Raw genomic sequence first — 12051 nt, forward strand, 5'->3', positions numbered from 1 at the left:
GAAAAATAAGACATGATTAGACTTAGGATGAACTTTAATCTTTTTCCATTATCTAGTATTTACACAAAACTAGAAAGCAGGACAAGGTTTAAGAAAACTGAAAAAATCGAAAAATATAATAATATTTTTAAAACCGACTTGACAGATATGAATTATAAGGATTAATATATAGTTATTCAAACCAAGGTCTTTTTAGTAGATATCAGGTAAAGTAAATCTAAATTCCATACGCTGATTGGTCAACCAAAAGCACGTTTCCCTTTCATCATTCAAGTTTTGAATGCTCTGAAAGAGTTCCGTGCTTTTTTTGTTACATAACGCTTATTTGTCAAAACTTGGATCCTTAAGCACAAGTTGTTTAAGGTAACAGATTGTTTCTTACTAAAACGTTTAAATGTTTAATTTAATATTAAGGGCTGATTGGTCAACCAAAAGCACGTATCCATTTCAACATTCAAGTGTGAATGTTCTGAAATGTGTTCCGTGCTTTGTTTTGTACCTTTTACATGACAAAAAGTAGGAGATAACGCCGATTGGATAACCAAAGGCACTAACCTCTATTTTAATAGAGGTTTATGGATTTTTGGGGAATTTATTAGGAGCTATATTCTTCATAAGGCTTGGAAACGAGGAGGGAAAACATCAAGGACAAGTTAGTTTTAGAAATAGAAGAAATACAGAAAAAGAAATTATTAATAAATTAATATTCCAATAGGTAGAGGAGAGATGACCATGAGAAAGAATGGTAACCGATGGTTTAGTATGATAGCGATTATGTTTTTAATTACAGTTGTGTTATCAGCGTGCGGAAGTCAGGAAACATCAGGAAATGCAACTGAGAAAAAGAATACAGAGCAAGAAAAAATAAGTCTTAAGATAGCAGATATTATATCGAATCCAGTTTTCCAGGTTGCACAAGATAAAGGAATATTTGAAAAATATGGGTTCGAGACAGAGATTGTTACATTTGCAACACCCGCTGAAGGGATCAATGCATTGTTTATTAATCAAGTAGATATTGCTTGGGGGGCTGACTTCCCTGTTTTAAATGCGGTAAGTAAAGGAGACTATTCCATTGTTGCTTCTACCAATTCGGAAAATATGGATAAGAATGCAGTGATGTGGAAGTTGTTTGTAAGAGATGAGATACAAAAACCGGAAGATTTGAAAGGTAAAACCGTAAGTGATATAAGAGGAACCTTTATTTCCTACCTGTGGGATGAATATTTGAAGGAGAATCAATTAAAGATTGATGATGTAAAGTTAGTTGGTCAAGGAGGGTTTGACGAATCCTATGTTGCACTTAAAAATAATGAACTTCAAGCTGTTTGGGTAACAGGAGGAGCGCTGGTTGAAAAGTTTGCGTCTTTAGATGGTGTGCATGAATTAACCGATATGTCAAAAACGAATGTTCGGATTGGGAGTGGAATTATTGCCCCAAACTCATTGCTGAAAGAGAATCCGAAAGCTGTTGAAAATTTCTTAAGCGCGATTGAAGAGACCTCAAAGTATATTGCTGAGAATCCTGAAGAAACTGCTGATATTATGTTTAAAGAAAGAAAGCAGCCAAACGAAATAACAATTAAAGATTTAGATTTCGTGAATTGGAAGATTGAATTTTCTCAGAAAGCATACGACAGTTTAACCAAACAGAAAGAATATATGGTCGACAACGGAATTATTAAAAAAGATTTTGATCTGGACAGTAAACTTTCGTTAGATGCCGTCAAAGAAGTGGTTCCGGATCGAGTAACGTATGAGGAATAAAGGAGGACTTGCGATGTCTCAGGCACCCCAGTTTGATACAAATACAATCAAGATCGAACAACTTTATAAGAGTTATGATACGCCGAAAAAAGGCGAGGTTCATTATATTATCAAGGATGTGAATTTAACCATTAGGGGCGGTGAATTCTTTGTTCTCCTTGGTCCAAGTGGCTGCGGTAAATCAACTCTGCTCAATATGATTGCTGGTTTTGTTTCGAAAACGAGCGGTCGGCTTAAAGTTGGCTCATCAGAAGTTGATAAACCTGGTCAGGATCGGGCAGTCGTGTTCCAACAGGCAGATTCATCATTGTTCTCTTGGTTGAATGTCCGTCAAAACGTCGAGTTTGGATTGAAAATGAAGAAAGTACCAAAAGCGGAGAGGGAAAAAGTTTCTGACCGTTATATTAGCATGGTGGGTTTATCAGGTCACGAGAACAAGTATCCACGAGAATTATCGGGAGGAATGAAACAGCGGGTGCAATTAGCACGTGTATTGGCGAATGATGCAGCGATTTTGCTGATGGATGAGCCATTCGGTGCACTAGATGCGATGACGAGGAAAACCATGCAAAAGGAGTTAAGTAATATATGGCGTGAGACAAACAAGACGGTAATATTTGTTACACATGATATTCATGAAGCACTGTTGCTAGGACAACGCATCGGAGTGATGTCTAAGGGTCCTTCATCACAAATTACAGACATTTATGATGTACCCCTTTCGTATCCGCGTGACTTCACATCAGTTGAATTTAATGATGTATATAAAAAAATACAATCGCACTTTGATGAATGAACAGTGTCTAAAAAGAAAGTAGGTGATGGTCTTGAAGATTTTAAAACAAAAATGGGTAACGCTGCCAATTTTATGGGTGGTCATACTAGCAATCTGGCAATTTGCTGCGATTATATACGGACCAGAGGTTATTGCTGGACCAATCGATACTATGAAAGGGGCAGCGGAGCTTCTAGAAGATGGTTCACTTCTCACCTATATCGGTATCAGTTTCTACCGAGTGTTTGTAGGCTGGGTATTGGGAAGCTTGATCGCAATTCCAATTGGACTGGTTGTTGGTAAGGTAAAGGTAATTCGTGTATTCGTCGAGCCGGTTTTAAATTTTGTCCGTTTTATTCCGCCAATCGCGTTTATCACGTTGTTTCTTGTATGGTTCGGCATAGGAGAACAATCAAAAATTGCGCTTATTACTTATGCGACGTTGTTTATTGTAATCATCAATACATTGACTGGCGTGCTTGCAGTAGAGGAGGACAAAATTCGAGCTGCCAAAAGTATGGGGGCATCTGAATGGCAAATCCTTGTGCATGTGATCATTCCAGCATCAATGCCGTATATCTTCACAGGAGTTAGGTTAGCAATGGGTACTTCATTCATGGCTATAGTTGGGGCAGAAATGATTGCGGCCAACGAAGGGATAGGATATCTTATCTGGAACTCTCGTTTGTTTTTCCGAACGGATTGGATATTCGTAGGCTTAATCAGCCTTGGATTAATGGGCTTTATAACCGATCGTGTCGTAGAGTGGTTTGGCAGGAAGGTATTGTATCGATATGGAGTCATAGGTTCAAAAGCAAATTAAAAAAATTAGGATCTATTTAATTGATAGATTACTAGAATTATAGGAGGAAGATATTATATGGGACATCCAACTATTTATCCTACGGGAGTAACAGTATATAACAAAGAAAAAGCATACAATGGCTATACGATTTATCCATCGGCAAAGGGTGCTTTGCTAATCAATATGAATGGAGATGAAGTTCAGCTGTGGGCAGGATTAGGAGGATTTCCTAATAAGATTTTGCCGGGTGGTTATGTCTTGGGGACAACAGGTGAACGAGACGGTAGATATGCCTTTCAAGATCAAGTAGATTTAGTACAAGTTGACTGGGAAGGAAACATCGTTTGGAAATTTGATCAGACAGAATTGGTAGAAGATCCAGGAGAAAAACCTAGATATGTGGCAAGACAGCATCATGATTACCAGAGAGAAGGTTCCTCTGTAGGTTATTATGGACCTCATGAAAAGCCGCTAACCGATAGAGGGAATACTTTAATCCTAACGCATGAAAATGTGTATAACCGTGATATTTCAGACAAGGAATTATTGGATGACAAGATTATTGAGGTAACCTGGGAGGGAGAAATTGTCTGGACTTGGAGGGCAAACGAGCATTTTGATGAATTCGGGTTTGATGAAAATGCTAAAAATGTTTTGTTCCGAAACCCATCACTAGTAACCGGGGGAGTTGGAGACTGGCTTCATATTAATAGTATTTCAACATTAGGGCCAAACCATTGGTACGATGAGGGAGATGAAAGATTCCATCCTGACAATATTATTTTTGACGCAAGAAACGCGAATATACTGGCCATTATTAGCAAAGAAACTGGTGAGATCGTTTGGAAATTGGGTCCTGACTTTAATGAAAATGAAAAGACGAAGAAAATTGGTTGGATTATTGGACAACATCACCTTCACATAATTCCTAAAGGACTTCCTGGAGAGGGGGATCTGTTAGTCTATGATAATGGAGGGGCTGGTGGCTATGGTGCGCCAAATCCCGCTTCACCAATTGGAACAAACCATGCAGTACGTGATTATTCAAGGGTCCTGCAAATTAATCCGGTGACATTGGAAATTACATGGCAGTATACACCAGAAGAGGCAGGAAATGTTTTATTCACGGATGGGTCAAAATTTTACAGCCCATATATTAGCTCTGCTCAGCGCCTTCCAAACGGTAACACATTGATTACACAAGGTTCTGATGGAAGAATATTTGAAGTGACACCTGAACATGAATTAGTTTGGGAATATATTAATCCGCATTACAATAAAATTGCTGGTAAGTTTTCTGTGAACATGGTGTATCGTGCATACCGAGTTCCTTATGAGTGGGTTCCTCAGCTGGAAAAACCAAAGGAAGCATCCATTGAAGCAATCAACGTTTCAACCTTTCGCGTGCCGGGCGCATCCAATGGAGAGGGAACAGGGAAGGTAACAACCATCGCAGGAGTAGATCCCAATAAAAGGCAGCTAACAGGCGGAGGTCTGAGGGAAGATGATGATTCAGGATCTATTAATTTCTGCGTAGTTTCAATCGATAAAGACAGTGAACCGAAAAACTAAAACAATCATTATTGAATTTTGAAAAATGAACAGAACGTAGATTTAATGAAGAATCATTTTTAGCCATATACTCACTAAAAAAGTGCAGGCACCCTGGGGTACCGGCACTTTTTTCAGTAGAGTAAAATACACACTTTTATGATTTATCTATGAAGCACGCTTGTTAGACAAGTCTGCTTGTTTAGTAGATATAGATTTGATTCTAGCAATAATAAAAATAATTGCTAAAGCTCCTAAGGTAAAAGACACAATAAGAAGAGCTGTCTTCTTTACAGAGGATTGGTCATCTGAATATCCTTCTGTCGATTTTTTACTTTCACCTAACTTGTTGAATGCTGTTACTTTATATGAATAGGTGACGCCACTTTTTAACTTAGCGCTTTTATCCATGTAATTTGGACTTGATAGGTCAGAAGCGATCTGTTTGTAGTCGCTGCTTAAACCAAGGATATTAACTTCTTTCCGATAGACCGTGTAGGATTCTGCTCCAAGGGTTGGATTCCAGCTGAGTGACACAGAATCATTATTTTGCCTGTCCGCCAACACCCAATCTGGCCCGTTTGGAGCTTTCGTTATTTCCGTGTGGAAGGAATAAATTCCAATCTGGTTTACCTTTTCTCCCGATAATGAGGATACCTTCCAGTAATAACGAGTATCTTTTTCCAGGTTCTTTACATCTGCAGTTGGAAAAGAGACAGTTTGATCAACTACAATATTTTTTAAACTTGGATCTGTCGCTACCTGTACGTGGTAACTGTCGACATTAGGCACTGCCGCCCAGTTTAACGTGACCTTGGAAGGGTTCACTCCAGTTGCTCCACTTTCAGGGGAGACAGTAAGCGCTGAAGCTGGCAGTACTTTGATCATACGTGAACCATGAGATGATAACGTAGCGGTAAAGCCTTTATCCATACTTCCTAAATCTTGATGACTCCACAAATCACGTATCAATGCAGCTCTTTTAATCCCTAAATCTGTCCATTTAACAGTCACATCAAGAGTAGAAGAGCCGGTATTAAAAAGCGCTATATTAAAAGAACCGTCTGGAAGGCTTTGGTAAAATACCTGAGTGTCACCCTTTTTATATAATCGCTTTCCAGCGACCCCGCTCTGATTGACACCTAGAATCTCATCATTGGTTAATAGACTTAATCCGAAATCATCCAGCTTAGTCAGGTCGTTTCCAATAACAAATTGCGAAGCCGCAATCGCCCAAAGAGAAACGTATGAAATTTTCTCTTCATTTGTTAACCCATCCTTGCTCCCATTTGCCACATTCAATGAATCTAAATCATTCCAGCCTCCAGGAGCAGCATGAGGCTGCCACTGGGCAACATCATCAAATCGTCTTGTTATCTTTTTCCAAGAAGCAAGATAGGGTGTCCCGTAAGCCTCTACATCATGGTCTGTTCGCCAGCCATTGGATAATTGTTTCCAGGTAGAGATGTGTTTAATATCGAGGTTATTGGACAACTCCACATGTATGGGTCTGCCTGTTTTCTCGAGTGCCTTTGCCCATGCTTCGACATCGGCTATATCCTGGTTTCTAACACCATCAATTTTAATGTAATCTATGCCATACGAGACAAACAGTCTTGCCCATGAATCAATAAATTCCTGTGCACCTGGCTTCGAAAAATCGATGGCATACATTTCATCATAATTAAAGTTTTTCTTTTGCCCTTTGCTAAAGTCCACGATATCCTTCGCATGATAAGGTGTCCCTTCAATTGGTGTATTTTGATCGATCGCTGCTTTTGGAATACCAAGTGTTACATAGTGTCCGAACTTCAATCCCTTATTATGAATATAGTCCCCAAGTGCTTTCATTCCGTTAGGGAACTTCTCAGGGTCAACGGCCCACCTGCCATATTCATCAACTGTAGTTCGCCAATCGAGCATATAATAATCATCAAGATTAACATATTCATAGCCGTGCGATTTAAATTTTGAAGCCAGCACATCTGCTGCTGCTTTAATCTTATCCTCTGTCGGCTTTTTTCGAATCGAACTCCAGCTGCTCCACCCCATAAAAGGACGTTCTGCCAGTTCATTATAGGAAGAAGCACTTGCTTCGATTGGGACTAGGGTAGAAACGGAAAAAATACCAGATAGTAAAAATGAGCAGGAAACAAAAGCTGCGATTATTTTCTTGTGCATAAAATCCTCCTCAAACTAGATGTATATAGATACTATATTAATATAGAAAACTCTAAATTTTAATGAACAATATGTTCCAACTTACATTTCACTTTAATAAACGACTTAATATAAAAAGACTTAACCCCATGGTTAAGTCTTTTTAATCTATTAGAAATTGTTTGGATGACTGCGATTTATTCCTTTCCCTTTTATTTTTATATCTATTCAATCGAGAAGGATTATCCTGTTAATCCTTCGTTTCGATTGTCTTTCTAGTATGAAATTGTTTATTCTTTTTGGAAAAGCTTCTTTACCCTCCCTTCATGATAAAAATGGGTTGGTTCCGATCACCTGGACCGATAAAATCTAATGCGGCAGGAGAAAATACCATAACTTTTCTTTTAACGCCCTCTAAAAGCATTCGGATTGGATCGATAATTTCAGTATCTTCAAAGACGTGGCCTCCTAAGAATATCCTCTTTCTGGCCCTCCTTCCGAAGACAATCATATTGTTCTTTTTAACTGATTGCACTATAACGCTTTCTTTTGGCTCCTCAAAAAATGTCAATGGTACTTTTTCTGTTTGTAAAACTTCTTCTTCAATCGAAGCGACCATTCCAATTTCACGATTATTTAAAACTAAGACGAATTCATATCCTGCTGCTGTTTTCTTTTGCACAACAACCACTTCATCTGTAATAAACGTGACAATATCATCGGACTCATTTGTATGTGAGGCTGGAGAGATTTCTTTTTTCTTGATAACTCGAAAAAAAGGTTTTGCTCCAATTTCTTCATCAGAGAAGTCAAAAGGTTTTATACTCTGTGTAGGCACAAGGTATAAACTATTAACCTTCTCTTTGCTATTTAATTGGATACATAAAGCAACATCTTCATTCACCACCTTTCCCTCATTGTTGGAGAGCATAGGGACATTCATTTTCATTCCTGGAAATTGAACGAAGATGTAGCTAAAGTTTTTCTTAGGCTGTACATCCAGAAGTCTCATAAACTCACAACCTTTCCGATAAGTTACAAGGTTATTTACCTTGTTAATGTATAATTCCACATAATCTCCTTAGTACCTGTTTCTGTATGAAGAGTTTTCATCGTCACTTTCTTATGAAATGTGATGTATCACCCCTATAATTGAGTATTTATGAGCAATTGTTCTATCGAAAAACAAAGAATGGTAAGTATTTGTCGTTATTTCAGATTACTTTACTATATGAGATCCATTTGAGGATGAAGCATAACATCCTGCAATTTAAAAGGATCTACTGGCGGATGGAATTAAAGCCTTTTATTTTAATGAAGCACGATAATCCATGAAAGATGATGGGGAAATCCATTGTGATTGGATGAAGGGTGCGTTATTCTAAGCATATTCCTTTATGAAGGAGGGGGTATGATGAGTAAAAAACCAATCTTTAAGGAGCATTTTGTTCTACATAAATGGAGTTATCTACTGGGTACAATCCTTTTAACTGTCTCCCTTGTGTTGCAATTATTTGTCCCCGTTTTATTAAAATCGTTCACAGATGGGCTTCAAAATGAATCCATTCAAGTTTCTGATTTATGGGAGTTGTCTCTATGGTTTGTTATTGTCGGACTCGGTGCTTTTCTATTTCGGTCGAGTGGCCGCATTTATATATTTAAAATGTCAAGAATCCTAGAGAGGGACTTACGGAGTTCATTGTTTTCACATTGGGAGAGGCTGCAGACCGAATATTATCAAAACCAGCGAATTGGGAATTTGATGGCTCATGCTGTAAATGATGTCAATATCATGAGGCAGATCGTTATGCAGGGATATTTTCAGATGGTTGAAGCTGCCGTGCTTATTTCAATCTCTGTATTCATGATGGCTAGTACAATACATTTCTATTTAACGTTACTGGTCTTATTACCTTTACCAGGATTAACGTATATTGCCTATCGTTTCCGGTCAAAGATTCAAACGCATTCCTTAAAAGTACAAGAAGCGATTGGGACATTGACAAGCCGAGTTCAAGAATTTTGTTCGGGGATTAGTGTTATCAAAACCTATACCCAAGAGGAAGAAGAACGGAAGAAGTTTACAAACGATAATCAGAGCAATGTCGAGGTCAATAAACAGTTAATCCGTGCAAATTCGCTGTTCACCTCACTAAGTCAGGGAATTGTCGGACTAAGTTATTTAATTTCCATCGTATTTGGTTCCATTTTAGTAATGAAGAGTACCATTTCTCTTGGCGACTTTGTTGCTTTTAATACCTATTTATCTTTGTTGATTGCCCCAATTGAAAACATAGGCAAGGTCATAAATCTCCTCCAGCAGGGGAAAGCAGCAGATAACCGAATTCGTGAGGTTTTATCCACGGAACCTACTATTCTAGATGAAGAAGGGATTGTGCCTATAACTGCTATTCGAGGAAATATTAGTCTCAGGAATTTATCTTTCAAGTACCAAAGGGGTAAAGAGAGTGCATTAAAGAATATCAACGTTACCATCCCCAAAGGAACTAGTTTAGCCATTGTCGGAAAAGTAGGAAGCGGAAAGTCAACCTTAGTCAATTTGCTCTTACGATTATACAATCCTCCCAAAAATTCAATATTTATCGATGATCATGATATCCGAGATGTTCCGTTAAGAACTCTGCGGGAATCGGTTGCATACGTCCCACAAGATAATTTTTTATTTTCCACATCCATAAAAGAAAATATTGCCTTTGACCCAAATCCCTATCAAGATGAACAGGTATTCCATGCAGCAAGGCAAGCCCACGTTTATCAAGATATTTCCGATCTCCCTGATAAATTTGACACTGAATTAGGAGAAAGGGGGCTTTCTTTATCAGGAGGACAACGTCAGCGTGTTAGTATTGCAAGAGCCTTGATAAAACCTTCTCCTATTATCATTTTTGATGACAGCCTTTCAGCAGTAGATTCTAAAACAGAAACCTATATTTTAAATACACTGAGAACACAAATGAAAAGTCGAACTTCCATCATTATTAGCCACCGAATTTCTACGATACAGGAAGCCGATCAAATTATTGTATTAGATAAAGGGGAGATTGTCGAAAGGGGCACACATCAGTCTCTGTTAAAACAGGATGGAATTTACAAAAAAATGTTTACTCAGCAAACCACGGAGTTTACCTGGCCAACACTTAATGGAAGAAAAATCCTCATTAAGAAAAGGAGGAGATAAAAATTCGAAGCATAAAAAAGGGAATACATCCCCCAATAGGTGACCGTCAATTATTAAAAGGTATGCTGATGTTCGCAAAACCCTATCGAAAACTCCTCTTTTTTTCATTACTGCTAACAGGATTTATTGTAATAGCCAGTTTAGCTCAGCCATTTATTATTAAAGTGGCAATCGACTCTTACATCAAGATGAACGATTATCAAGGGATGATGTATTTAGGCATTATCTATTTCATATTAATAATGGTTTCTTCTATTTGTACCTATTTCCAAAATAATACCCTTCAATTTACAGGGCAGTATGTAATATATGATTTTAGGCAAGCCGTGTTTAAGCACTTTTCCGTCATGCAGATGGATTTTTTTAGGAAAAACCCGATTGGCAGATTGGTCACAAGGATTACCCATGATGTTGAGGCTCTGAACCAACTCTACTCGCAAGTGATTGTGAACTTAGTAAAAGAAGTATTGATTCTGATTGGAATCATTGCCCTAATGTTATATATGAGTGTAAAACTTACCCTGATTTGTTTTTTGGTAATACCTATCATAGCAATCGTCACTTTTTATTTTAAAAGGGTATTACGTGATACACAGAGGAAGCTAAGGAGTATTCTTTCATCGCTTCTTTCCTATCTAGCTGAAAATCTCTCCGGCATGAGTGTTATTCAACTATTTGCCCGCGAAAGAAAACAGCTGGATCGGTTTAATGAATTAAATGAGGAGCATTATCGGGCTGGGATGCGTCAAACGGTAATCAATTCGATTTTTAATCCTTCCATCGGATTATTTGGAAATATTTCGCTTGCACTTTTGGTTTGGTATGGAGGAAGAAGTGTAGTAGATGAAACCATCACCTTTGGTACTGTGTATGCGTTTACTCATTATGTTAGGCAATTCTTTGAACCACTCAGAGGTTTAGCAGACAGGTTTAATCAAATACAAGCCGCTCTTGCATCAGCTGAACGGATCTTTGAAACCTTAGAAACAAAACCAACGATCGTAAACCCTGTCCAGCCAAAGGAACTTCCAGAAAAAGTTAAAGGAGACATTGTATTTAACCATGTTTGGTTTGCTTACAAGAATGAAGAATGGGTATTAAAGGATGTTCATTTTCGGATCAATCAAGGAGAAACCGTGGGGATTGTGGGTGCAACAGGTGCAGGCAAAAGTTCGATCATTCAACTCATTAACCGGTTTTATGATAATCAAAAGGGGATAATCAGCCTAGATGGAATAAACATTAAAAATGTTCTCTTAAATGACCTTAGAAGACACATCGGAATCATTCAACAAGATGCATTTATCTTTTCAGGGACTGTGTTTGACAATATTCGCTTGAATCATAACGCTGTAAGTAATGAAGAAATTATAAAAGCAGCTAAGGCAGTAAACATTGATTCTTTTTTTAGAATGCTGCCTCAGGGATATAATACGATGCTCGGAGAGGAAGGAACCGTATTGTCGGCGGGACAAAAGCAGCTGCTTTCCTTTTTAAGAGCAATGATTGCAGATAATGATGTACTTATTCTTGATGAAGCGACAGCCAATATTGATACTGAATCAGAACAAGCGGTTCAAGCCGCATTAAGAGAAATGTCCAAGAATCGAACAACAATCATCATTGCACATCGGCTTTCCACCATTCAGCAAGCAGATAAAATCATTGTCTTAGATAAAGGTAGAATTGTAGAAATGGGAAATCACCAACAGCTGCTAAAGAACCAAATGGTGTACTATGATTTATGCCAGAATCAGAATAAAGGTAAAACTTTAAAGATTTAACTATAAGATA

At 38.0% G+C, this 12051-nt stretch carries 8 protein-coding genes; 6 read left to right on the forward strand and 2 right to left on the reverse strand.

All coding sequences use genetic code 11. The annotated features are described in order from the left end of the window. Window positions 1–732 precede the first annotated feature (732 nt). The 4 genes from F4694_RS15725 to F4694_RS15740 are packed head-to-tail and all read left to right on the forward strand — an operon-like array spanning window position 733 to window position 4919. A complete protein-coding gene (locus tag F4694_RS15725; protein ID WP_179599581.1) occupies window positions 733–1767 on the forward strand; it encodes an ABC transporter substrate-binding protein in 1035 nt (344 codons plus the stop codon). 13 nt (window positions 1768–1780) lie between these two features. Next, window positions 1781–2563, forward strand: coding sequence for an ABC transporter ATP-binding protein (locus F4694_RS15730; protein WP_179599583.1), 783 nt, complete (start codon window positions 1781–1783; stop codon window positions 2561–2563). A gap of 31 nt (window positions 2564–2594) precedes the next feature. After that, window positions 2595–3365 (forward strand): ABC transporter permease, encoded by a 771-nt coding sequence (locus F4694_RS15735; RefSeq protein WP_374757429.1) that lies wholly within the window; start codon window positions 2595–2597, stop codon window positions 3363–3365. Window positions 3366–3422: 57 nt separating this feature from the next. Then, window positions 3423–4919: an aryl-sulfate sulfotransferase gene (locus tag F4694_RS15740; protein WP_179599587.1), complete on the forward strand. Its 1497-nt coding sequence runs from the start codon at window positions 3423–3425 to the stop codon at window positions 4917–4919. 147 nt (window positions 4920–5066) lie between these two features. Here F4694_RS15740 and F4694_RS15745 read toward each other — a convergent pair whose 3' ends face one another. Continuing rightward, on the reverse strand, window positions 5067–7079 hold the full coding sequence (locus F4694_RS15745) for an alpha-galactosidase (protein ID WP_179599589.1): 2013 nt from the start codon (window positions 7077–7079) through the stop codon (window positions 5067–5069). Between the two features lie 292 nt (window positions 7080–7371). Further along, window positions 7372–8070, reverse strand: a complete 699-nt coding sequence (locus F4694_RS15750) for a hypothetical protein (protein WP_179599591.1) — start codon at window positions 8068–8070, stop codon at window positions 7372–7374. Between the two features lie 402 nt (window positions 8071–8472). Here F4694_RS15750 and F4694_RS15755 point away from each other — a divergent pair, with 402 nt between their 5' ends. Both F4694_RS15755 and F4694_RS15760 read left to right on the forward strand, forming a co-directional pair. Further along, the gene (locus tag F4694_RS15755) at window positions 8473–10257 is read left to right on the forward strand and encodes an ABC transporter ATP-binding protein (RefSeq protein WP_179599593.1); all 1785 of its coding nucleotides are present in this window, start codon (window positions 8473–8475) and stop codon (window positions 10255–10257) included. Window positions 10258–10319: 62 nt separating this feature from the next. Beyond that, window positions 10320–12041, forward strand: a complete 1722-nt coding sequence (locus tag F4694_RS15760) for an ABC transporter ATP-binding protein (protein WP_179599595.1) — start codon at window positions 10320–10322, stop codon at window positions 12039–12041. The last annotated feature ends 10 nt before the right edge of the window (window positions 12042–12051 follow it).

Source organism: Neobacillus driksii (assembly GCF_013409995.1).
In the GTDB taxonomy this organism is placed as follows: Bacteria; Bacillota; Bacilli; order Bacillales; family Cytobacillaceae; genus Neobacillus; species Neobacillus driksii.